The organism is Paenibacillus sp. NAIST15-1, assembly GCF_001894745.1.
In the GTDB taxonomy this organism is placed as follows: Bacteria; Bacillota; Bacilli; order Paenibacillales; family Paenibacillaceae; genus Paenibacillus_B; species Paenibacillus_B suaedae.
In genome coordinates this window covers 450,284-473,364 of sequence record NZ_BBYF01000004.1, presented here as the reverse complement: position 1 = coordinate 473,364, position 23,081 = coordinate 450,284, and the positions used below count along the sequence as shown (strand labels likewise).

Here is a 23,081-nt window from a genome sequence, read left to right as displayed (position 1 = left end):
GGGGTTATACCCCAAGTGCAAACCACCCGTTGGACGGGTGGTTCTGATTTCGTGGATAATAGAGGGGAGTGGGGATTTGTCGCCTCCAGACCTTTCACGTAAAGGATGAGCTACTATTGGCGGATGATATCATACAATCAATAAATTATAATCAGGCACCTGCAAGCCTATGGAGAGAGATTGCCGTCTTGCTGCATCGCGTATGGCCGGAGGAGGATGGACTGCTGGAGGATACGATACCGGCTGCCCATCATGAAGCGCTGAATGCGCGTTCCTTCTATGCCTATGCAGATGGAAAATTAGTCAGCTATACGGGAGTTGTCTCCAAAGCGATCGAGCATGAGGGAGAGAGGTTCAGGCTATCAGGACTTAGCTGTGTAGCGACTGACCCTGATTATCGTGGTTTAGGCTATGGGCTAAAAACAGTCGCTGCCGCTACCCGATGGATGGAGCAGAGCGGCGTGGATCTTGGCTTGTTTACATGCCATCCAGATCTGGCTGGTTTCTACCATCGAGCCGGCTCCTGGCCGGCTGTGCCCGATGTAAGCCTTATTGGCAGTCGTGATGAAGGGGCGTTGACGAGCGACTCGCTGCAGGTCGCTGTGCTGATGCGCCTGTTTTCGGCAAAGGCTATTGCCCATAAGAAGGTACTCCGCAACACGACGATCAATCTTGATCTCCCTGTCGGAGAGTTTTTGTAGGGATGGTTCAAAGCCATCCCTTCTCCTCGGCAATGGCTGCGGCCTGCTGTCTCGATTCAGCATCCAGCTTTTGAATGGCAGAAGATAGATAATTTCGTACCGTGCCAATCGTCAGGAAGAGGGATTTGCTGATTTCGCTTGTCGTCAAGCCTTCCTTCGTTAGCCGCAGCATCTCAGCTTCTCTCTCGCTTAATGGATTCTCATTGTTCATAAAGAGCACTGCAGCCAGATCGGTGCTGATCACCCGTTCTCCAGCCATGACCCTACGAATGGATTCAATGAGATAGTCGATCGGTTCATCCTTAAGCAGATAGGCATTCACTTGGGCATTCATTGCCTTTTGCAAATAGCCAGGCCGGGCAAAGGTAGTAACGATCACAATTTTGCAAGGAAGCCCGGCGTTTCTGATTTGCAATGCCAACTCTAAGCCGTTCATGTGCGGCATTTCAATATCTACCACGCATACGTCAGGCTTATGCTGCTGTATGGCTTCCCATGCCTGCTTCCCATCCGCCACTTCCGCCAATACTTCAATATCGTCTTCGAACTTCAGCAATGAGGCAAAGGCACCTCGCAGCATCTGCTGGTCTTCAGCAATCACAACGCGAATCATGTAGCAGCACTTTCCTTTCCGAGATGATGGAGGGGGAGCATCATTGCAACCGCAGTCCCTCCGGCAGGCAAGCATTCCACTGTAAGAGTGCCGTTCAGCGCGTGCATTCGCTCCTTCATTGACAGGATGCCATTTCCGCCTTCTTTGTGGCTTAGCCCGACACCATCATCAGTTATGTATATGGTGTACCTGTTATCTATCATTTGAAGCTGTATCGTGCAGTGCTGCGCCTGACTATGCTTAATCGTATTTGTAATTGCTTCCCGCATAGAGAGAGCAATCATCGTTTCCTCGACACTGGATAGCAATGGGGGAGGGCCATGCTCTATAATTACAAGCTCAATGCCAGCCGTATGAAGCAGCTTGCGCGAATGCGCCAGCTCACTTGTCAGTGAAATGAACTTCATCTCGGAAACGAGTTCCCGTACTTGCTTAAGGGCAATTCGCGAGGTGTTGAGGATGTCGTTCAGCTCTTCTTTGGCCTGCTTCGGGTCTTTATCTACCCATTTAGCAGCCAGCTCGCTTTTCAGTTTGATCATCGTCAAGGTTTGTCCCAGCGTATCATGGAGATCGCGTGCGATGCGGTGTCTTTCCTCCTGCAGGGCATATTGTTCAAGCTGTTCATTGGCAGAGTCCAGCTGGCCTTGCAGGCTGGCCGCTCGCGCTCTTATGTATAGGATAGAAGGCAGGAGTATCTGGATAATGATAATGGGGAGATGCATCATATACCTGGCATAGAAATCACTTTCTCCCCATCTTGCGACTACCGCGTACATAAGGGCTATGGCTGCAGTTCCGACGCCGATTTGCCATTTGGTCTTCGATCTGCCGAGCAGATCGGCAAATATAAATCCGAACATGAGAAGATTGGGGTCAATAAAGATACTGAGTACCGCAATCGTGCCGAGACCAGATACAACAGCTGCCAGCAGATAGATATTCCGATGCCATAATGCAATATAGAAGGAAATCAAAAATAAGCTTAGGATCATAAGGGATCCCAAGAGACCAAGATCGGAACGCGTGCTCAGGACAAAATAGCACAAATATACGATCGCAATTACATCTATGAGCAGAAACTGTTTCATCTGATCTCTTGGGTAGATCTTCATCGATAGCCTCCAGATTCACCTAGACTGAAAAATGCCTACCGCACGCTTGCGGACAGACTCCATAGGGCCAAGCTTGAAGATCCGCAGCCATCTTGAAGCGAACCATAGCTGGAACACGGAGATCTCCACCCAGATTGCGATAATGGTTAACGAATTCAACTTGCCGCCTAATGCTAAGCCCCAGCCATAACAGAGCACGGAAGCAATCACATTTTGCATAACATAGCAGCTTAACGACATCTTCCCTGTGTTTTCAAGCAGGCGCCACAGCCGATCTAATTTGTTATATTGTACCACTTTACCAATGAGCGCTATATACCAAAATGACAGAAAGGGAGCAAATAAATAGCGGACGGGCATGTCGAAAATGCCGCCGGGTATGAAGATAAGCAGGTTTAATGGCACCCCGACGTAGATGCCCAGCTTCAAAAGCTTGCTGCGTTGTCGCTGCCCATTCTCATCTGGAGCGAACACTCCGGAGCGCATAAGGCGAACGCCGAGTAAAAACAGAAACACATTCAACGGAATGACAAAAATGGGCTCAAAGCGAAGCTGTACGAAATGAGATAGTCGATATTGGACTTGCTCCAGCCATGAACCGTCCTTGTAGAGAGTGACCACCTGATCAAAGTTCCCTAGTGACATATTGGCGCCCATTAATCCAAGCAGAAGGATACTCAAAATTGCGATGACATGTACGCTGCCAATCACTCTCATCGTGATGGATATGGCACGATCGCCACCTCGAATAATGAAGGCGGCAATCATGCCTGTTATGCCATAGCTCATTAAGATGTCATACTCCATTACGAGAATAAAATGAAGCAAGCCCTCCAATAGCAAAACAAGAAGCACCCACATATAGACGCCCGGCCAGGCCTTGCCCACACGCTTCGCCTGCTGATACTTCATTTCCATGCCTACTCCGAACATGATCGTTAATAAGCCGAGCATCTTGCCATTTACGAAAAATAATACGATCATGCGGAGCAGATCATCGAGCTTCCACCAGCCCGTATACGCGTACGTGGTGAGATAAGATAAATCTCCTAGATGTGCAAATATCCAAATATTTGTCCCCAATGTGCCTAGAATTGCAAATCCCCGCAAAATATCGAGCAGACGGATTCTCTCCTGACGTTGTTCCACATGTACTCATCCTTCCCTCATATTCATCATGCAGCTTTATTGTAGTGGGGAAGAGGGGCGGTGGAATATTCACAGCTGTAAAGGAATTAGGATGACAGGTGTCATATTGTTCGAATTTGGATAGCAAGGAATATTGTTGCGCAGGATAAGGCTACAGGATTTTGAAAGAAGGAGATAGCCGCCATATGGATCATATGATTTTTCAGGTTGGAACCGCCTTGCTGTTAGTTACCGCCGCCTCGCTAATCGCTGGGAAACTAAAGTTTTCGATCATACCATTCCTCATCGTTCTCGGTATGTTGGTCGGACCGCATGCTCCAGTGATCGGCTTGTTCGACTTAACCTTTATAGAGAGTCAGTACATAATAGCTTTTCTCGGGCGGATGGGAGTACTATTCCTGCTCTTCTACATTGGTCTAGAGTTCTCGGTTTCGAAGTTAATTAAGTCTGGGCGCAATATTGTATTTGGTGGTACCGTATATGTCGTACTGAACTTTGTGCTGGCAATGGCTTACGGATTTTTGGTTAATTTTCCGCTGTATGAAACGTTAATCATTGCAGGGCTGATGTCTGTATCCTCCACTGCCATCGTAGCCAAGGTTTTGGTTGATCTTAGACGTACAGGCAACTCCGAAACAGAGCTGATATTGGGCATGATTTTGTTCGATGATCTCTTTCTGGCCGTGTTCTTATCCGTTATGTCCGGCCTTCTGCTTGGGGGGGCCACATCTATTGGCGGAGTTCTGCTCTCCGTAGGGATTTCCATGGGGTATATGCTCGTATTCTTCATCATCGCAAGAGTGGGGCCGCCAGTATTGAACAAGCTGTTAAATATCACATCGAACGAAATCTTTATTATAGTCGTGTTTTCCCTGCTATTCTTTATTGCCGGGTTCTCGGAAACCCTGCATGTAGCTGAGGCTATCGGTGCGCTCTTATTTGGACTTGCATTGTCAGAAACAGAGCACAGCAAACGAATAGAGTATCTGGTTGTTCCTTTCCGGGATTTCTTCGGTGCGATATTCTTCTTCAGTTTCGGTCTAAGCATAGATCCGCTGACGCTGGGTGATGCTGCATGGATGGCTCTAGGGGCTGTGCTGCTCACGGTGGTGTCCAATATGGTTGCAGGCTGGATGGCAGGACGTAAGGCAGGATTATCCTATAAGGCTTCGACGAATATTGGACTTACCATTATGGCGCGGGGGGAATTCACCATCATAGTGGCGAACTTAGGTATATCAGCCGGTTTGATGCCTTTACTTAAACCTTTCTCCGCGCTGTATGTACTCGTGCTGGCTATAGTTGGCCCACTGCTGGCGAAAGAGTCGAAATATGTGTATAGCGGTCTGAACCGCATATTCAAATGGAGCAATACCAAAGAAAAAGCAAACGTACCAAATAAATAGGATTGAAGGGAGATGTCAGGCCATATGGCAACGATAAGGGAAACGGAACTACCGGGTATCGGGAAAAAGTATCAGATGGAAGCTGCGTCGGGGGATAAAGTCGTCGTCGTTATCCATGATGATGGCAGAAGAGAAGTATACCATTTCGAAGATGACGATCCAGAGCAGAGCATTTCCCAAGTGACACTGGAGGATGAAGAAGCAAGACAGCTTGCATCTATTATCGGCGGCATGAGCTATAAGCCGAAGGCATTGGATACTATCCAAGTGGAACTTGATGAACTCGTCATTGAATGGTGCAAGGTGGGGCCGTCCTTTCCATGCATTAATAAATCCATTGCCGAGCTGCAAATCCGTCAGCGTACGGGAGCAACAATCCTGGCAGCTATAGAAAAAGGAAAGCAGTATATCAATCCCGATCCTGAGGTACAACTTACGCCCAATATGACACTCGTCATTGCAGGAGAGCGCAAACAAATCAAGCAGCTCAAAGAGCTGCTCGCACAAGGATAACGGATCATTATAGTCGGAGAGCATCTGCTTGGATAATAGCAGGTGCTCTTTTTTTTGTTTTGCTGAGATAAGACTAGCTGTGTTTGCCGTGTTTGCTGCCTCTCTCCATTTCTTCTCTAATGATCTGCATGAGCAGATTAGCAGAGGGCGACTGCATATATTCCTGGGCGCCTCGCCTCTGCAAGAAGCCGATTTGAATCAGGGGATCGGCGATGTTGACGTCAATTGCTGCGACTTCCTGCATCAGTGGTGTGGTATCCAATACGACGCCCACGGCAGAAGTATTCTTCACAAAGTGTGGGATTGAAGAAATCTGACTTACGGTGTTCAGGTTAGGTGATGATTCGAATCTGGCGAAATGCTTTGATAAACGCAGCGAATATAAGCAGTTTGGCCCGCCAGCTATGATTGGGTAATGGAGAACCTCTTCCAATGAGATGTTCTCCTGTGCACACAAAGGATGCGCCTGATCTGCAATGAACGTGATCCTCTCTTGATACAGCGGCTGAAAATAGAAGGGAGACGCGTCGGAAGGCTCGCCACAGATGGCAAAGTCCAGCTCCTTTTGCAGGATGGATTGGGACAGGAAATCGGTATTTCCCGCCACAACGTGACATTGCATGTTCGGCTTATGCACTCGGAACTTCCGCAATGCATTAGGGAATACCGTCTCCATGATGGATTCAATTCCTCCAATCCGTACAGACCCAATTTCGTCCTGCTGCAATGCCTTCGCCTGTTCCGAGATATAGTTCCAATGCTGAATGAGACTGTCAATCTCCGCTGCCAGCATGTGGCCGGCACGGGTCAATTCCGCATCCCAGCCTCTGTTGAACAATGGTATGCCCAGTTCTTTTTCCAAGCGTTGAATTTGACTCGTAATGGTAGATTGTGCGTAATTCAACTTCTCGGCTGCTCGGGAGAAAGTCCCTTCTTCAAGTATGGTTTTGAATGCGGTTAGTTCTTTGAGATCCATTTGCTTGTTGTCACCTCTATCGAAATAATCGAATAAGATCATGATTTTATTCAATTATACAAATGAAATTAGCGGGCGTACAATGGAGGCATCTCAGAGAAGGAGTCGATCGGATATGCCATTCATTCGGGTTAGTTACATGGAGGAGCAATATGACACCCGCCTACTTGAACAAATCAGTAAGACAATCATGTGCACTTTGATCACACACTTCAATGTGCCGGAAGATGATTATTTTCAAGTCTTTCATGCCCATAGGGCGGAGGAATTTTTCTACAGCAAGAATTACTTGAATGTTGAACGGAGCGATGGCTTGCTCTATATCCATATCACACTTAAATCGGGGAGGACGGAACAGCAGAAAACAAGCTTTTATGCGATGCTGGCTGAGGAGTTGTCGAACACGGTGAGTATAAGAAATGAAGATGTATTTGTTGTGCTTGTTGATAATGAATTCGATGATTGGTCGTTCGGCAATGGCATTGCTCAAATGCTGGATCGTCAGACAAAGAGGGGTGATTAGCATGGCTCATCGAGCAATTAAACCGCATGTAAGCGAGTCGTTAAGAGGATTAGCTCCGGCATTTGTTGATTATTCGGAGAATGTGTTGTTCGGAGACCTGTGGCAACGGGAGCAATTATCGCTGCGGGATCGGAGTCTGATTACGATTTCTGCGCTAGTTGCTGGAGGATTGATGGAGCAACTTCCTTATCATTTGCGACTCTCGGTAGAGAATGGACTGCAGCAGGAAGAAATCGTGGAAGTGATAACGCACCTTGCGTATTATGCAGGCTGGCCGCGTGCAGCTTCGGCGCTGCAGGTGGTGGAGGTGGTCTTCGGGAATAAGGCGTAATCATGGATAGAAAAAGCACAGCATCTAGCGAATGGCTAAGCACTGTGCTTTTTATGTTCAAGCCACTATTGCTGACTCACGAATTCTGTAACTCCAAAGGCAAAAATGCATAATCTCCGTCTCTTACGATTTCGCATTTGCGAACCGGAATCGGGTGCTTAAATAGAGGGCCGTCGATTACGGTCGTGTGGAACTCTCCACCTTCACCACATGGATCAATTCCGCGTGCGAGGAGCTCCTCCACGAACTCGTGAGTCAGCACACGTCCTAAATCTTCTTCCTTCATGCCCTTCGACAGATTGACTGTCACCAGCATCGTAACAAATCCGAGATTGATGAATTCCTGAACTGCTCCCAGATGATCCATTTCCCAGAGAGGCATTCCCAAGCCTAGCCCTGCATTCTTCGTTACTCGATCATGCCAGCAGCCGTGTTCCGGTACGTCCAAGTCCCCCGTCACTAATACTTCGGCACCTTGCTCCTTCGCATGCGCCAACAGCCCCATAAATACGGACTCATAGTCTGTCCAGCTTGCCGCACCTGCAAATATAGGCAGCCCGATGGCCTCGGCTTGTGCCCGGATAAGCTCAGGCGGCATGCCATGGGAGCGGGAACGCTTGCCCTCTTCTTCAAGCATGACGATTAAGCCTACTGCTTCTCCGCCCTGCATGGCCTTATAGAGTGCCAATGTACTATCTTTTCCTCCGCTGAAGGAAGCAATGAATCTATGTCCGTGAGCACCGTTTTTCCAAGTTGTTGCGTCTGTCATGGTTGTACGCTCCTTTGTATGTGCAATGTAGATGTGGCTCGGTTGATAAAAGAATGTCACACGACATGCGTTTTATAATGGATACTTTATTTTATCACTATTACGTGTGAAGAAATATGCGCAATGCAATAGTAGGCGTTTCCGATTTTAGGCATGAGAACCTTCGATGGAGACCGCCTTTTGATTGCAATTATAGTAAAATGGTAGGATGAACCAAGTTGAGGTGATAGAGATGATATATAATCTTGAAGCGTTACAGAAAGCGCACCAAGCGGGGAAGAAGTTCAAGTACTTATTCTTCTGGGGGCATACGCCTCCTGCTGACGGAAGCATCAATCAGAGCTGCTTCAGCCAATGGTGGACAGCTAGCTTTACAGTAGATGGCCATAAAAATAGCTGCACGGAGCAGTATATGATGGCAGAAAAGGCAAGGCTGTTCGGTGATAACGAGATGTTGGAAGCCATTATGAACGCGAAGCATCCGAAGCAAATGAAGGCGTTCGGGCGCGCCGTGAAACGTTTTGACAACGAGGTGTGGAGCCGCGAATGCTATGACATCGTGAAGCGAGGCAACTTCGCGAAATTTTCGCAAAATGAGGAACTGTGTGCGTTTCTCAAGGCGAGCAAGCAGCGGATTTTAGTGGAGGCAAGCCCAGTTGACCGCATCTGGGGTATTGGAATGGCTAAGGATCATCCAGATGTGGAGAATCCGATGAAATGGCGGGGCGATAATTTGTTGGGATTCGCCCTAACCGAAGTGCGAGATCAGTTATTGGCGAATGGAACGGAGTGACGCCGCCACAGCCAAATAGGCTGCCCCTACTGCCTTTGTTAGAAGGTACAGGGCAGCCCAAAAGCTCAAGAGCTAGTAATTCTCCTTGTCAACCATAACGATAGATTGCCCACGATACATACATGCGGAGCTCCATTTTTATCGTAGTACCGGTAAGGCGAGCGCATATATCCCTGCATTGTAGTTCGAATGCGGCTTATGCATCGTTGTGGCGCGATTCATTCGATTTCCCTCCTCACTTATTTAAATCCAGTCAAGGCTGAGCCAGACTGCATAAAGTATTTCTGCCCGAAGAAGTAGAGGACGATCATCGGCAGTGTCATTACGGTAGAGGCGGCCATGAGCTTCTCCCATTGTGCCCCGTGATCCTGCTGAAAGCCTTGCAGGCCAAGCGTTATCGTCCATTTGGCTGAATCGTTCAAATAAATTAGCGGCCCCATAAAATCCACGTACGCCCATACGAAAGAGAACAATGCCACGGTAACGAGGGCGGGCTTCAGGATAGGCAGGATAATTCGGATATAAATCCGAATCTCAGAAGCCCCATCTATTTTAGCCGCCTCAGACAGTTCTGTCGGTATACCCATTAGAAATTGGCGCAGCAGGAAGATAAAGAAGGGCGCCCCGAAGAAAGCTCCGATCGTTAACGGTAAAATCGTATTCACCCACCCAAGCTTTGTGAAGATGATATATTGCGGGATCAACTGAACCTGTGCGGGTAAAATCATCGTGGCAACCACGATCGAGAAGATGATGCCGCGCCCTTTCCACGGTATTCTTGATATGGAATAGGCAACTAGCGGCGCTGCGAATAATTGTCCGACAATATTGACGGTACAGATGATGAGCGTGTTGGTCATATACCGGGCGAAGGGGATGGTTTCTAGGGCGGCTGCATAGTTGGACCATTGGAACGTGTCCGGCAATAGGTTAGGCGGAAGCTGGAAGATCTCATCCGGTGTCTTTAGGGAGGTCATGACCAGCCATAGAAACGGAAATAGAAACAGAAACGAGAACAGAATAAGCACGGCATGCGGCAAAATCGATTTTCGAAGCTTCGCGGCCACGTCAGTCACCTCCGTAATATACCCAGCGTGCCGAGGTCTTCATGAGCACGAATGTAATGAACAGGACAAGGATGAATAGAATCCAGGCAAGAGCAGAGGCATAGCCCATTTTCAAGTACACGAATGCTTCTTGATACAGGTTAACTGCATAGAACAGCAGGGATTGATCCGGCCCGCCGAGCGATTTGCCCCCATCTACCTTCCCGCCCGCCAGGATGTAAGATTCCGTGAAGATCTGAAAGGATCCGATCAAGCCCATAATGAGTTGGAAGAGGATGATGGGTGACAGTCCGGGTATGGTGATGTTCCAAAATCGATACCACCAGTTCGCCCCATCAACTTGAGCCGCTTCGTAATATTGCTTCGGCACGCCCTGCAAGGCAGCAAGGAAGATGAGTGCTCCAGCACCGGTTCCCCATAAGCTCATGAGAATTAATGAGGGCTTCGTATACTGGGGATCCAGCAGCCAAGCGGGATCAGGGAGTCCTAAGGAGCGGAGTAGAGTATTGATTAAACCAAAATCCGGGTTCAGCATCCACGTCCACAAGAGGGCGCTGGCGACGATCGGAATGACGGACGGCAAATAGAAGATCGTCCGATAATAGTTAATTCCCTTCACCTTCGTATTCAACAGCAGGGCAATCAACAGGGAGATAATAAGCGTAGTAGGCACGGCAATGAAGGTCATGAACAAGGTGTTGCGAAGTGAACGATAGAAGCTCTCGTCCTCAAATATTTGCTTATAGTTATTCAATCCAACCCACTTGGGCGAGCTGAACAGATCATACTCCGTCAGGCTGAAATATAAGGAACTGAAGAACGGATATACCGTAAAGGCTAGAAATCCGATAATCCAAGGGGCGGCGAACGCTAGACCGAGGAGGAAAGTATGCCTCTCCTTCTTCGACCAGCCTCTCTTCAGCTTAGATGGGGCAATGGATGAGGGGACGTTCATCTTGAGTGCCCTCCTTTCGTCAACAATACGTGAATCGAACCTGGATTTGCTGCAAGCATCCGGATGCGAAGGCCATAAATCTGCACAGCTTTTATTTCACTAACGGCTGAATCTTGTCTTTCACCTTCTTCAAGCCTTCCTCCATGCTCACGGTACCCCTCAGAATGGTATCAACCTGTACGGCGAACTCCGCAATATACTCGTTGGCGAAGGAAGTGGCAGGGAAAGAGCGCAAGTTCTGGCTCGTGGAGTAATCCAAGAACTCCTTGAACCCTGGCACGTCATGATAGGCGGGATTCTTCAATGCAGACAGCTTCGTCGGCAAATTCCCAATCGCTGCCGTGAATTCGGCCATCTGCTGCGGCTCTGTCATCCACTTCAAGAACTTCCAAGAAGCATCTGGATGCTTAACACCCTTTGGGATGTAGAATACGCTTGTCGTTACATTGCCCGGTTTCTTCAGCTCAGGGTGATTCTCGTCATAAGGGATAGGAGCTATGCCGTAGTTCAGATTAGGTGCGAACTGCTTAATGAAGGTCGGCAGCCATTCGCCGTCGATTGTCATGGCATACTTGCCGGAGAAGAACGGATTCTGAGCGGACATATATTGCCCGAGACCGGAAGAGAAACGATCTAGGTTAGCTGAGCCGTACTGATCCCAGATGCCCTTGGATAGTTCGAGCGCGGCTTTGACCCCAGCATTGTCAGGTGTTACCTGCTTCGCAGCCTCATCGTAGAACGAGCCATTGTACGCATTCGCGAAGGTGTACGTATCCATTCCCGGCCATAATCCGAGCCGCTGCAGGCGGCCTCCATTCTCCACAATGCTAAGTGCTTTGATGTACTCCTTAAGTTGACTGATCGTCTCTGGCGGTCCGCTAAAGCCTGCCTCCTTCAAAATATCTTTGTTATAAAACAGCATCGTTACGTGCATGGCAATCGGTATGGCATATGTGTTGCCGTCGTGCTGGGAAGTGCTAATTGCAGCGGGAACGAAGTCTTTCATATCGACGCCGTCCTTGGCAATGTAATCATCAAGCGGCATCATGGCACCGCGAAGTCCCCAGGGCACTACATTTTGCCCGAATTGGGACGCGATATCAGGAGGATTGCCTCCCGTGATGGCGGTCAACTGCTTCTGATAATCACTCTGAGACAATCCCTTCACCTGAATATCCGGATTGGCAGAGTTCCACTTGGCGATTAGCTTCTCCAGCGCTGCTGCCTCCGGCCCAGTCCATCCATACCAGAAGCTCAGTTCTACCTTCTCTTTGGAGGACGATTCGCCAGACGATCCTTCTTCGCTGGAGGTATTCCCCCCAGAACAACCTGCAAGCATAGAGAACGCGAGAATGAATGCTAGACACCACATCAACGGCTTTCTTTTCATGACTTTTCCCCCTCCATCATTCAGAAATGTATACTTCCGATCTCCCGATGAAGCAGACCGTGCGCGTAGGGCACGCAGCCTGAGGCATCAATCCGGGAGTGTTCAAGTATCATCGTCAATTTCCCTCCCTTCTGGATTTGGAGTATTCCCATGGTAGCATGTATGCGCTTTATTTTGATTTCATTTTCGTGTGCAAAAGTGGGATTATCGTATGCGTGGCGTGCCTGGCTCCTGCTGGATCGCTTGCTTGCGGTAGGAGGTAGGGGAAATGCCGGTGTATTTCTTGAAGATGCGGCAGAAATAAGAAAGTTCGTTGAATCCGATCGCATAGCAGACATCGGTAACGGATAGTTCGGGCTGTTTCAACATCGTAAGGGCATGAAATATGCGAAGATCCGCTAGATAACGATTGAACGTCTTGCCTGTCCATGTCTTGAATATGCTGCAAAAGGTGGAGCGGGACAATTTCGCGAGCGAGCAGAGCGTGTCCAAATGGAGGTCCTCATGATAGGCTGCATGGATATAATCGATGACTCCTGTCATAATCGACCGATATTTCTCGGTTTTCTCGTATCCTTCCTGCACAAGATCTTTGTTAATTTCCCGGATGAGCATCGAGAGGAGGAGGAGCAGGTTGGATTTCAGTACGATTTGGAAAAAGGGGGATCGCCGCTCATATTCGGCAAGCATTTCTTTGAGCACATGGCGGACACGCATTTCTGTAATGTGTTCGAGCGTAATTTTTGATTGTGCGCTATCATCGCGGCTGAGGAAGTATTCCAGATAGGCAACATCGAAAAAGAGAGGTTCCATCGGCTTCTCCTCGAAGCGCTCGTTAATAAAAGAAGGCATAAACTCACAGCCGTAGATCTCGATGTTCTGTTCGGGGGGAATATCAATACTGTGCAAGGTAAATGGGGGGATGACAAAAATATCGCCCTGTTCAATCTCGAATCGCCGATTGCTGACAGTATGCCGGAAAGCCCCTTTTGCCACATACCAAATTTGAAAATAGTCGTGGCAGTGATAGGTCAGACTATGCTGCCTGTACAGCCTGTACATTTTGCAGGGCAAGTCTTCGAGCATTTCCATTTTGGATGTGAAGTAGATAATGCCTGAGCGAGTCCATTTCCCAATGTCGGCTGCTTTCCACTGAATATCCAATGCCGTTCACTCCTTTGCATCATGTAAATGGGGATCGTCTGAAGAGAATGCCATTCCATCGAACATGCTAGTCAGTTAGCCGTAAGATGCAAATATCCTCCCGCAGAAGAGGTGCAGGAGGATATTTACCTTATTACAAGTATATTCGCGTGCCCCTCGTAACCTTGACTACGTTTCACAGTTTACAGGGTTTGTCCGCTGTCCACTGTTATGATTTGCCCCGTCATCGCTTCTTGCTCCAAGACGGAGCAGATGAACTGAGCAATATCCTCCGGCGTGGAGATCCGCTGCAGCAACAGATTAGGAGCCAGATGCTGCATACGTTCTTCCTGTCCGAGCCACCATCTTGTCGTTACCGCCCCCGGAACGACGCAATTGACCCGAATATTGGGTGCAAGCGCTCGTGCTAAGGATTTGGTCAAGCCATGAACTGCCGCCTTGGATACCGCATAGGGAAGGGAAGAGCCGAGTCCCGTCTGTCCAGCTATACTGCCGACGTTGACGATCGAGCCGCATTGCTTCTCCTTCATATAAGGCGCGACGGCCCGCGCACAGTAGAACATCCCCTTCACATTTACGTCGAACATCTCATCCCATACGTCCTCCGTTGCAGCGTCGAGATCCTCCATCGGGATATGCTTCGTGATGCCTGCGTTGTTCACCAGTACATCAATCGTCCCGAAGGCCCGCACAATCTTATCAACCATTGCTCTAACTTCATTATCTTGTGAAATATCAGCTTGAACCGCTATGGCGCGCCCGCCACTTGAACGAATGAGTTGTACAACTTCTTCTGCATCGGCCTCGGAACGCGAGTAGTTAATGGCAACCGTCGCTCCACGCTTCGATAGAGTAAGAGCGACAGCCCTGCCGATTCCGGTGCCTCCACCCGTTACGACTGCCACTTTATGCTTCAAGTTCATACGTATTCCCCTCTCCTTGTCCATCCTATATTCCATTGTATTGGCTACCTATCTATTTGTATAATTGAATGATATGAATAGATGATTCAATAATATTGAATTTATAAGCAGGAGTATGCTAATGGATATCAAAACATTAAAAACATTCCAGTGTATCGTTAAATACGGCAGCTTTAACCGTGCGGCAGAAGAAATGAACTACGCACAATCCACCATTACGATGCAAATACAGAAGCTGGAGAAAGAGATAGGCGCACAGCTTTTTGACCGAGGGAAAACGATTCAACTGACAGAGGCAGGCAGGATGTTCTATGAGCAGAGTTTGGATATTGTACATCGCATGGAACAGCTGCAGATTAATATTGCGGATATGAGCAACGGGGAGGCGGGATCAGTACGCATTGGCGTAACGGAACCGACGGCTAGCCATCGGCTGCCTATTCAGATCGCACAATTCATGAACAACTATCCGAGAATTCGTATTGCTGTGGAAATTGCGAGCACACCTGTATTAGTGGAGAAGCTGCTTCGCGGCGAAATTGATTTTGCGATCTGTTCGTCTCCAGAAGTAGGCACCGATCTTCACTTCGAACCGTTATTTATGGAGAAGTTTGTTCTGTTATTGCCAGCAAATCATTTGCTCACTGCACGCAATACCATTCAACTGGCAGATATCGAGGGGCATCGCTTATTGATCACAGCAGCGACTTGTCCGTATCGCAAAAAGCTTGATTTCATCCTGCGGGAAGCCGGACAGTTATCTATGGACACCATGGAGATTGGCGGCATGATGGCACTGCAGCATTACGTACAAAGGGGGCTAGGAATTGCTTTAGTCCCAGAAATAATGGTGAACCCGATACCTGAAGGGACAACTGTACGAGCGATAGACGGAGTCGAAGTGGACATGCTGTCCGGCATGCTCAGTAGATCGGGGGAACATCCGTTAAGGTGTACTGCCGCAAATATATATCGGTTTTTGGAAAAGGAACTTCGCCAGAACTGATGTGGACGGGTGTTCAGCTTATCTGTAACAAGTCTACATGACGTTGAAATTATTGTTAAGGAGTTAATATTTATTGACTAACAATAAATACTGATCTACAATGGGTCTTAAATCCATAGAAAACGGAAGTTGAGGCTGGGAAGAATGAAAACATCCATGAGTTCAAGAGTTGTGAACATCATTGTGGCATGCGGTATTGTGTTAACCTTGCTCGCGCTTTTGGCGACTCCTTTACTGCTGACTGCCTTTTTGAAGAGTGCCTATTCTATTCTAGAACAGGACATGGTGACAGTGATAACGAGCAGTATCTATTTATGCGCGGTGCCGTTTGTGATGGCTTTATTTCAGCTCAAGAAACTTAGTAAAATAGCGGTAGGCGGCAATCCGTTCACCCATCATACCGCAAAGGCATTGAAAGTCATCGCAGTCTGTGCATTTATTGAGATTGTCTTGTTCAATGGTTGTTCCGTATTTTTGATATACGCTTACGATCTATTCTTATATGCGGCGACTATCGTCCCGATGGTAGTCGTAACGTTCATTGCGCTAACAGGTGGGTTATTGAGCTTAACCTTGGCTCAGTTGTTTGAGGAGGCTGCGAGAATCAAGGAGGAAAACGATCAAACGATATAAAGCGAGGTTATAGTTGTGGCAATTATCGTGAATCTGGATGTAATGATGGCCAAGCGGAAGATGAGTTCAACCGAGCTCTCGAAGCAATTGGGCATCACGATGGCTAACCTGTCGATATTGAAGACGAATAAAGCGAAGGCGGTGCGCTTCTCTACACTCGATGCACTATGCAAAATTTTAGACTGTCAGCCCGGCGATATTCTCGAATATGTTGAGGATAAAGAAGAGCAGGGAGACAGCTCGGACACCTAAGAAGTGCGGGATATCCGTCAATAAGCTGAACACCACAAAAAGCAATCAACAGCCGTCCGAATGGCCTCGGGGCAAGTGGATTGCTTTTTTTGTTTGTTGTCTGTTATTGTACCGTCACAATCGTAACGCCTTTCATCACATTGGCGGGCTTATCCTTGTTATACAGCCAATAGGAAGGTGTATCCGCAATCTGTTGAATTCGCAGGAAGAATGCTGACTGCGGCAGTTGATCGGATTGAATGATAAGCATATTGCCGTCGACAGAAATAAGTTCTGGTGGAAGGGGGAGCTCTGCCTTGCCCGTTACAATGCTCACACTGCCGGGACGCTTGGCGGAAACTTCATCAATCCGCTTTTGAAACGATATCACGACCTTGTCTCGCTGTGGTCGGGCGACCGCAGTCGGAACAGGGGCTTCGTCGTACATATACTTGCCAAGATGATATTCATAGGCAGTCCAAGTAGAGAACCCCATGTCCTGTGCTACCTCGCCGAATTCTTGAAGCCAGCTGCGATCCTTCACCATTGACAGGGTAGAGCCAATATCGGCCTGCACACCTAGCGGGATGTTCGGATGGACGGCACGTATCTGATCCACGAAGTTCTGGTAGCTGCGAATATACTGTGGCGGCAGCTTGCTCTGCGGCTTCATCCAATCTGGCCAATGCGTCTGCAGGAAGTGAAGGTCAGGCTGAACGGCCGAGATCATCGCCGCAGCATCGAGCCCTTGCAGCTCGCGCAGCTTGGCAACAGAGTCAGGTCCGGCGTCTATCGCCAGCGACCAAGTAGCCACTAGGATGTCGCATCGGGCTTCTCGTACTCCGCCTTCTCCGTTCATGACCTCATTCAGGAAGCTGTTCACCGCTTTGACGCGAAAACCGATCCAATCCTGATATAGCGCCTTATTGGTCAGATAATAGTCTGGATCGCGTGGATTGGTGAAGTTCGGTATGCGTGGGTGCCCGTACTGTTCCTTGAATGCCGCTTGGGCAAGGGGGCCAACATCGCCGTATACACCACGCTTAATTCCGTCCCATTCAGGGAAATACGGTTCTGCTACCTCGATCCCGTCAAAAGGATAATCGCGTACCAATTGGGCGAGCTTCTGCTTCTTCCATTGGACATAGTCCTTACTATGCGGGGAGAAGCGATAGTAACCGTCATTCACAGGCTTCAGCAGTTCCATTTGCCAGCTAGGCCATTCCGGAGGGAATCCCTCTACGGAGTAAGATCCGTTGCCGAGTACAAGCGCCCATACGTACAACCCTCTCTGCTTGAATGCCTCAATGAGTTCACGATTGACGTTGTTTTCGTTGACGACGAAATAATGGACGCCCACAAAGCCATTTTGGATAATCTCATCGGCAATGCTGGCTGCCGAGCGATCTTGATAATAGCGGAAAGTCGGATCTACCTGGATCGTAGGCCCTACAAGGGCAGGGGAATGTTGTTTCGCAAGTGGTGAGCAGGGATGCAGCTTCTGCTTGGGCGATGTATTCGTGATCGATGACAGCAAGATGGGAGGAGGTAAGCGATCTGTTTGGGAACGGGTTAATCCGAAATTGCGAAACGAACGAAATAAAAACATCACAATACCTCCTCTTATGCCGGCTTCTTGCTGCATCTGCTTCATATCGAACCAGAGCCTGCGGGCTCAATCATTATTTTCCCTTTATAACGAATTGGTTCATGAAATGCAAATTTTCCATTCCACTCTTCACTTGCATTACGAGTGGACAGCAGCGCAAGGGAGCTCAATCCATTCATACGGCTGCTGCAATGCTTTCATTCCATTTTCAATAATGGAAATAATCATAATTGTCTGCTCAGACGGAACGGTCGCATGACCAGACTCGAAGAAAGCAACCAAGTCGCGGGCGAACAGCTGGAAGAAGTCCGATTCCACCTTCAAGATGCGGCTGCTGCCTGAGTGATATTTTACTGCCATCGTAAATGGGCATTCGTCGCCAAGATGGCGAACTGTTGCTTGCCTGCCATCCCCGAATTCAATCAGCAGCGCAGGGGCCGTCGTCGTTCCGATGGACATTACTCGCTTTGCATCCGCCCCCATGAGCGAAACAATCGGTTCGATCTGGTGGATGGAGTAACTCCTAAATGTACCAGGCCCCAAGCTGGATATAACCTCAATCCCATCACGGTCTGCTTCGGTATATTCCGCTGCATATCGCAGGGCCGATGAGGAGTACAGCGGCGTGCCATGCTTAGCAGCATGTTCGAACAAGCGAATGGCTGCAGCCCGATCAGGGGCGAACGTCTTATCGATATACGTCGGCTTGCCGGAAGCCAGCGGCAGCTCGGCAAGTACCTCGTGCTGCTCTGGATGGTCTGGTGCGAGCACGATCAGGTAATCACTTTGCGCGACAACTTGCTCGATGCTGTCCAATAGCTGAACACCATGCTTCTCCGCCCATGCAGCATTGCTGAGCCCATGTTCCGAATCCTTCAGGCCATAGGCATAGGCGACCTCCATGGTTCCTTCAGAAGCATTGCGAATCCATGCTGGATAATTATTGGCATGCCATTCGTCTAAGTAATAATCGATAAACCCGATCTTCTTCATGCGAATGAACCTTCCTTCGCGAACGAAATTTCCTTTCTTTGTTCGGATGAATCGTAAATAGCTTGCAGCATCTTGGCAGTCAGAATAACCGTATCAATATGGGAAGGCAGCTTCTCGCCGGATTTAATACAGGAGATGAAGCTGTCAATCTCGTTCTGGAACATATCTGTCTTATTGAACTTCGGCGTGCTCTCCATCAGAGCCCCATGCTTCGCGCTGTAGATCGTGAAGTCTGCGCCGTACTGCAGGCGGATGCCAGCCTTATCGCCTAGGAAGTCGATGTACATTTCATCCACGCCAATGTTCTGCGCCCAAGCGCCATTGACTGTAATGGAAGGACCGGAAGTGCGGATCATTGCCGTTACAAAGTCATCTACATCGTACGTGCCTGCATAATTCGGAGGCCCTGCCCACATGTTGATATAGGAGTAGTTCTCCATATCCTTGCCCAGCTTGCTATAAGCCTGACCGGTTACGGTCTGCGGATCTGGATCGCCCGTGCAGTACATCACGATATCGAGGAAATGCACGCCCCAATCAATGAGTGCGCCTCCGCCGGCAACAGCCTTGTTCGTGAAGTCCCCGCCAAGACCAGGGATCGAACGCTGGGAGCGGAAGCTGACGTAAACATGGTACAGTTCGCCCAAATCGCCGTCGGCAATCATCTTTTTAATAATATTCACGCCAGTATTGAACCGATTTACGACCCCGATGTTCAGCGTCATGCCTGTCTCATGCTGCACCTTCTGCATCTCCAGTGCCTCTGCATACGTTCTGGCAGCTGGTTTCTCGCACAGCACATGCTTGCCTGCGCGCATGCAATCAATCGCGATGGAGGCATGGCAATAGTTCGGTGTACAGATGGACACAGCTACGACTTCCGGATCATCCAGAATGATATGATAATCCTCAACTGCTTCCCCACACTCGTACTTCTCGACAGCTTGCTCTGCCCGTTCCTTGCGAATATCGCAGAAATACTTAATCTCTACCTCTGAATTCGCCATATAAGACGGGATGTGGGCACTGTTCGCAATCGTCCCGCAGCCGATAATGGCAACAATCGTTTTACTCATATCGAATCCCTCCAAGGTATGGGGCCAGTAAGGAACTAGGCCGAATTAGTTCTAGTGACTTGCGCAATAAGTACTCCCATGGTAGCATGTATGCGCTTTAATTAATTTGACTTTCGTATATAAAATTGGGATTATTGTTCGATTTTCGAGTAGGGAACGCCTCAATCTACGTCTTCTACAGAGCTACTGCAATGGGCGTGCATATTTTACAGATTCCGGACAAATCCCATATATAGTGGAATCCTTGCCATCAATCCCATATACTTAGAGCTTACTGATTTGAAAATATAGAATGAATGGAGATATGAAACATGTCTAATTTGCCTAACTGCCCTTCCTGCCAATCGGAATATACGTATGAGGATCGCAATATGTTGGTATGCCCGGAATGCGGGCACGAGTGGTCTGCGAATGCAGATGCTAGCCATTCGGAAGATGACAAGGTCATTCGCGATGCGAACGGCAATATATTGAACGACGGAGACACGGTATCCGTCATTAAGGATTTGAAGGTAAAGGGAAGCTCTTCCGTGATCAAAATCGGAACAAAGGTGAAAAATATTCGCCTTGTTGACGGCGATCATGATATTGATTGCAAAATCGATGGCTTTGGTGCCATGAAGCTGAAGTCTGAGTTTGTAAAAAAGATATAAGCGAGCTATGCGAAAATGTAAAGCCCACCTAGACGACTGTCACAGGTGGGTTTTATTGTGTTCGCTATTCAATTTGTATGGGTTGAATTGGGCATCGCAGAGCGACGGGAGTGTCACGCTGACAACGTTGTTCTACGTATGCTCAGCTTTCAGTCATGATACCTCCATTTACATGAAGCACCTGACCTGTGACATAGGAGGAATCATCGGAAGCTAAATAAATATAAGTCGGTGCAAGTTCAAATGGCTGTCCGGCACGTCTCATTGGGGTGTCGCGTCCAAAGGTTGAGACATAGTCAGCTGAGTAACTGGATACGGTAAGCGGCGTCCATATCGGGCCCGGAGCGACAGCATTGACGCGTATGCCTTTATCAACAAGCTGCAGTGATAATGAACGTGTGAAGGATACGACGGCCCCTTTGGTAGAGGAATAATCAACTAGCAATGGAGCGCCTGCATATGCGGTTACAGAAGCGGTTGAGATGATGGAGCATCCCGGCTGAAGATGAGGCAGGGCGGCTCTGGTCAAATAAAACATTGGGAATATGTTCGTGCGGAACGTATTTTCCAGCTGTTCGTCAGAAATGCAGAGCAAACTTTCCTGAGGAAACTGAACGCCTTGGTTCAGCACAAGCACATCAAGCCGACCATAGTGTTCGATTGTTCTGCGGACGACCTCTTGGCAGTGTGCTGGCTGACGGAGATCGACTTCAAGCAGCAAGCATCGCGCTCCATAGCTTTCAACCATTTGGCGGGTTGCCTCTGCATCTACACGCTCGTATAGATAGGCGATTGCAACGTCTGCTCCTTCCTTGGCAAATCCGATTGCAACAGCACGTCCGATGCCGCTGTCACCACCAGTAATAATCGCTACCTTGCCCGCCAGTTTGCCGCTGCCTTTGTAACCTGGATTATCGGAAATTGGCAGAGGGTGCATCAAATATTCAAGTCCTGGCTGCACATTCTGATGCTGCGGCGGGAAGGTAAGGGGGACTTGGCGACATTGCGTTTCGTAGCTGTAATAAGGAATCATCGGAATCATGGCAAGACATCCTCCTGTGACTTTGTAAACTTACAGGCAGGATATTCGCCTACGCTAAGATCGGTGCTTCACAAGTGATCTGCACTCGTCGTACGACGTTGTCTTTCCACTATACCACTTGATCATGGAAGCGGCGGGAACTGCCAAATAATAAACAAGCACAAGTCGGTTATGCTCATGGACCTGTCAGGAGGGAGATGGTATAATACGAGGTAGAACAACAGGTTGAGGTGGCTATTATGGCAACGGCAATTTCCTTTTTTGCAGGTGCTGGTGGACTCGATACAGGCATTCACCAGGCAGGCTTCGATATTAAACTATCACTTGAAATAGAACCTATCTTTTGTGAGACGCTTCGGGCAAACTATCCGGATATGAATGTGGTCGAAGGCGATATTTCGGACTATTCTCGGGAGCGCATCTATCGAGAGGCAGGCTTGGATGAGGGACAGGACATTGACCTTATGTTCGGCGGCAGTCCTTGTCAATCATTCAGCACGGCGGGTAAAAGGCAGGCATTTGAAGATCCGCGCGGTAATGCGATGTTGAAGTTCGCGCAGCTGGTGGAGGAGACACGCCCCAAGGTTTTTCTATTGGAAAATGTGCGCGGACTGCTGTCTGCTTCTTTGAAACACAGACCGCTCCGCCAGCGGGGAGAGGAGCATGCTCCGCTTGAGCCGGAGGAGATGCCCGGCAGTGCGCTCGCACATTTGCTCCAGCATTTCCATGAATACAATGTGACCTATGAACTGCTGAAAGCAGCTGATTACGGGGTTCCTCAGTCGAGGGAGCGGGTATTCTTTGTCGGCGTACGCAAGGACTTGAGTACAACATATGCGTTTCCCGCCAAGACACATGACGCTGAGGGCGGCGAAGGGCTGTTGAGATGGGTGACGCTTGGAGATGTCTTGCGCGACTTGAACGTAGAAGAGCACCATTACCCTCGGTATTCACCGGAGAGATTGTATTACATGCACATGATTCCGCAGGGTGGAGGCAACTGGCGAAGCTTGCCCGAAGAGTTCGTAGAACTGGCTATGGGCGGCGCCTATGAGTCGGGCGGAGGCAAGGTAGGCTTCTATCGGCGCCTATGGATCGATCGGCCAGCCCCAACGCTGCTGACCTCGCCCATTCAGAAGAGTACGAATCTCGGACACCCGTATGAGGATCGTCCGATAAGCATTGAGGAATACATTGCCCTGCAAGAATTCCCGAAGGAATATCATGTAGCAGGCACATTATCTCAGCAATATACGCAGATTGGAAATGCAGTTCCCGTCCGTCTTGCAAGAGTGCTGGGCAGTTCGATCATGCAGCTGCTTGAGCGCATTACAGAGATACAAGAAGCGAATCCAATGGAAGCAACAGCAAGCAGGTAACATGGGTTTCTTCTTATATGGCCTATAAGGACTTCAAGGTGCAGAGATCATTGCTGCACTTTTTTTGTGCATCT

25 protein-coding genes are annotated in these 23,081 nt (G+C 48.7%); 11 read left to right on the top strand and 14 right to left on the bottom strand.

Features of this window, described 5'->3' with window-relative positions:
• Positions 1–116 precede the first annotated feature (116 nt).
• The gene (locus tag PBN151_RS13025; RefSeq protein WP_072729259.1) at positions 117–701 is read left to right on the top strand and encodes a GNAT family N-acetyltransferase; all 585 of its coding nucleotides are present in this window, start codon (positions 117–119) and stop codon (positions 699–701) included.
• 7 nt (positions 702–708) lie between these two features.
• On the opposite strand, the gene PBN151_RS13020 is transcribed toward PBN151_RS13025, so the two are convergent.
• The 3 genes from PBN151_RS13020 to PBN151_RS13010 are packed head-to-tail and all read right to left on the bottom strand — an operon-like array spanning position 709 to position 3,575.
• Positions 709–1,314: a response regulator transcription factor gene (locus tag PBN151_RS13020; RefSeq protein ID WP_072729258.1), complete on the bottom strand. Its 606-nt coding sequence runs from the start codon at positions 1,312–1,314 to the stop codon at positions 709–711.
• A complete protein-coding gene (locus PBN151_RS13015) occupies positions 1,311–2,426 on the bottom strand; it encodes a sensor histidine kinase (RefSeq protein ID WP_072729257.1) in 1,116 nt (371 codons plus the stop codon). The genes PBN151_RS13020 and PBN151_RS13015 overlap by 4 nt, the downstream gene beginning before the upstream one ends.
• 15 nt (positions 2,427–2,441) lie before the next feature.
• Positions 2,442–3,575 carry a DUF418 domain-containing protein gene (locus PBN151_RS13010; protein ID WP_072729256.1) on the bottom strand — a complete coding sequence of 378 codons (1,134 nt, stop codon included), beginning with the start codon at positions 3,573–3,575 and terminating at the stop codon, positions 2,442–2,444.
• A gap of 185 nt (positions 3,576–3,760) precedes the next feature.
• Between PBN151_RS13010 and PBN151_RS13005 the strand changes: the two genes are divergently transcribed.
• A complete protein-coding gene (locus tag PBN151_RS13005) occupies positions 3,761–4,981 on the top strand; it encodes a cation:proton antiporter (RefSeq protein ID WP_072729255.1) in 1,221 nt (406 codons plus the stop codon).
• A 24-nt stretch (positions 4,982–5,005) separates the two neighbouring features.
• On the top strand, positions 5,006–5,494 hold the full coding sequence (locus PBN151_RS13000) for a cation:proton antiporter regulatory subunit (RefSeq protein WP_021257443.1): 489 nt from the start codon (positions 5,006–5,008) through the stop codon (positions 5,492–5,494).
• A 73-nt stretch (positions 5,495–5,567) separates the two neighbouring features.
• Here PBN151_RS13000 and PBN151_RS12995 read toward each other — a convergent pair whose 3' ends face one another.
• Entirely contained in the window at positions 5,568–6,470 is a 903-nt protein-coding gene (locus PBN151_RS12995) for a LysR family transcriptional regulator (protein ID WP_072729254.1), read from the bottom strand.
• A gap of 115 nt (positions 6,471–6,585) precedes the next feature.
• Here PBN151_RS12995 and PBN151_RS12990 point away from each other — a divergent pair, with 115 nt between their 5' ends.
• Both PBN151_RS12990 and PBN151_RS12985 read left to right on the top strand, forming a co-directional pair.
• A complete protein-coding gene (locus PBN151_RS12990) occupies positions 6,586–6,993 on the top strand; it encodes a tautomerase family protein (RefSeq protein ID WP_072729253.1) in 408 nt (135 codons plus the stop codon).
• Position 6,994: 1 nt separating this feature from the next.
• Complete coding sequence (locus tag PBN151_RS12985) at positions 6,995–7,324, top strand: carboxymuconolactone decarboxylase family protein (protein WP_072729252.1); 330 nt, start codon at positions 6,995–6,997, stop codon at positions 7,322–7,324.
• A 76-nt stretch (positions 7,325–7,400) separates the two neighbouring features.
• Here PBN151_RS12985 and PBN151_RS12980 read toward each other — a convergent pair whose 3' ends face one another.
• Positions 7,401–8,093, bottom strand: a complete 693-nt coding sequence (locus tag PBN151_RS12980; RefSeq protein ID WP_072729251.1) for a Dph6-related ATP pyrophosphatase — start codon at positions 8,091–8,093, stop codon at positions 7,401–7,403.
• Positions 8,094–8,325: 232 nt separating this feature from the next.
• Between PBN151_RS12980 and PBN151_RS12975 the strand changes: the two genes are divergently transcribed.
• Entirely contained in the window at positions 8,326–8,886 is a 561-nt protein-coding gene (locus PBN151_RS12975; RefSeq protein ID WP_072729250.1) for a riboflavin biosynthesis intermediates N-glycosidase, read from the top strand.
• A 239-nt stretch (positions 8,887–9,125) separates the two neighbouring features.
• Here the strand turns inward: PBN151_RS12975 and PBN151_RS12970 are convergent, their stop codons facing one another.
• From PBN151_RS12970 to PBN151_RS12950, 5 genes are all read right to left on the bottom strand, one after another.
• Positions 9,126–9,953, bottom strand: a complete 828-nt coding sequence (locus tag PBN151_RS12970) for a carbohydrate ABC transporter permease (RefSeq protein WP_072729249.1) — start codon at positions 9,951–9,953, stop codon at positions 9,126–9,128.
• Between the two features lies 1 nt (position 9,954).
• The gene (locus PBN151_RS12965) at positions 9,955–10,908 is read right to left on the bottom strand and encodes a carbohydrate ABC transporter permease (protein ID WP_072729248.1); all 954 of its coding nucleotides are present in this window, start codon (positions 10,906–10,908) and stop codon (positions 9,955–9,957) included.
• Positions 10,909–10,999: 91 nt separating this feature from the next.
• On the bottom strand, positions 11,000–12,298 hold the full coding sequence (locus PBN151_RS12960; RefSeq protein ID WP_072729247.1) for an ABC transporter substrate-binding protein: 1,299 nt from the start codon (positions 12,296–12,298) through the stop codon (positions 11,000–11,002).
• 204 nt (positions 12,299–12,502) lie between these two features.
• Positions 12,503–13,462, bottom strand: a complete 960-nt coding sequence (locus PBN151_RS12955; RefSeq protein ID WP_072729246.1) for a helix-turn-helix domain-containing protein — start codon at positions 13,460–13,462, stop codon at positions 12,503–12,505.
• Between the two features lie 182 nt (positions 13,463–13,644).
• Positions 13,645–14,385 carry an SDR family NAD(P)-dependent oxidoreductase gene (locus PBN151_RS12950; RefSeq protein WP_072729245.1) on the bottom strand — a complete coding sequence of 247 codons (741 nt, stop codon included), beginning with the start codon at positions 14,383–14,385 and terminating at the stop codon, positions 13,645–13,647.
• 121 nt (positions 14,386–14,506) lie between these two features.
• Here PBN151_RS12950 and PBN151_RS12945 point away from each other — a divergent pair, with 121 nt between their 5' ends.
• From PBN151_RS12945 to PBN151_RS12935, 3 genes are all read left to right on the top strand, one after another.
• Positions 14,507–15,391 carry a LysR family transcriptional regulator gene (locus PBN151_RS12945; protein WP_072729244.1) on the top strand — a complete coding sequence of 295 codons (885 nt, stop codon included), beginning with the start codon at positions 14,507–14,509 and terminating at the stop codon, positions 15,389–15,391.
• Between the two features lie 156 nt (positions 15,392–15,547).
• Complete coding sequence (locus PBN151_RS12940; protein WP_175560696.1) at positions 15,548–16,024, top strand: DUF2975 domain-containing protein; 477 nt, start codon at positions 15,548–15,550, stop codon at positions 16,022–16,024.
• A 15-nt stretch (positions 16,025–16,039) separates the two neighbouring features.
• Positions 16,040–16,276 carry a helix-turn-helix domain-containing protein gene (locus PBN151_RS12935; protein WP_072729242.1) on the top strand — a complete coding sequence of 79 codons (237 nt, stop codon included), beginning with the start codon at positions 16,040–16,042 and terminating at the stop codon, positions 16,274–16,276.
• 103 nt (positions 16,277–16,379) lie between these two features.
• Here PBN151_RS12935 and PBN151_RS12930 read toward each other — a convergent pair whose 3' ends face one another.
• The 3 genes from PBN151_RS12930 to PBN151_RS12920 all read right to left on the bottom strand — a co-directional run bounded on the left by PBN151_RS12930 (position 16,380) and on the right by PBN151_RS12920 (position 19,933).
• Entirely contained in the window at positions 16,380–17,864 is a 1,485-nt protein-coding gene (locus PBN151_RS12930; protein ID WP_139295336.1) for an N-acyl-D-glucosamine 2-epimerase, read from the bottom strand.
• Between the two features lie 138 nt (positions 17,865–18,002).
• Complete coding sequence (locus PBN151_RS12925; RefSeq protein ID WP_072729241.1) at positions 18,003–18,857, bottom strand: Gfo/Idh/MocA family oxidoreductase; 855 nt, start codon at positions 18,855–18,857, stop codon at positions 18,003–18,005.
• Entirely contained in the window at positions 18,854–19,933 is a 1,080-nt protein-coding gene (locus PBN151_RS12920; RefSeq protein WP_072729240.1) for a Gfo/Idh/MocA family protein, read from the bottom strand. The genes PBN151_RS12925 and PBN151_RS12920 overlap by 4 nt, the downstream gene beginning before the upstream one ends.
• A 311-nt stretch (positions 19,934–20,244) precedes the next feature.
• On the opposite strand from PBN151_RS12920, the gene PBN151_RS12915 reads away from it, so the two are divergent.
• Positions 20,245–20,586: a zinc ribbon domain-containing protein YjdM gene (locus PBN151_RS12915; RefSeq protein WP_072729239.1), complete on the top strand. Its 342-nt coding sequence runs from the start codon at positions 20,245–20,247 to the stop codon at positions 20,584–20,586.
• Between the two features lie 142 nt (positions 20,587–20,728).
• Here PBN151_RS12915 and PBN151_RS12910 read toward each other — a convergent pair whose 3' ends face one another.
• A complete protein-coding gene (locus PBN151_RS12910) occupies positions 20,729–21,628 on the bottom strand; it encodes an SDR family oxidoreductase (RefSeq protein ID WP_072729238.1) in 900 nt (299 codons plus the stop codon).
• A gap of 239 nt (positions 21,629–21,867) precedes the next feature.
• On the opposite strand from PBN151_RS12910, the gene PBN151_RS12905 reads away from it, so the two are divergent.
• Positions 21,868–23,007: a DNA cytosine methyltransferase gene (locus PBN151_RS12905; RefSeq protein ID WP_072729237.1), complete on the top strand. Its 1,140-nt coding sequence runs from the start codon at positions 21,868–21,870 to the stop codon at positions 23,005–23,007.
• The last annotated feature ends 74 nt before the right edge of the window (positions 23,008–23,081 follow it).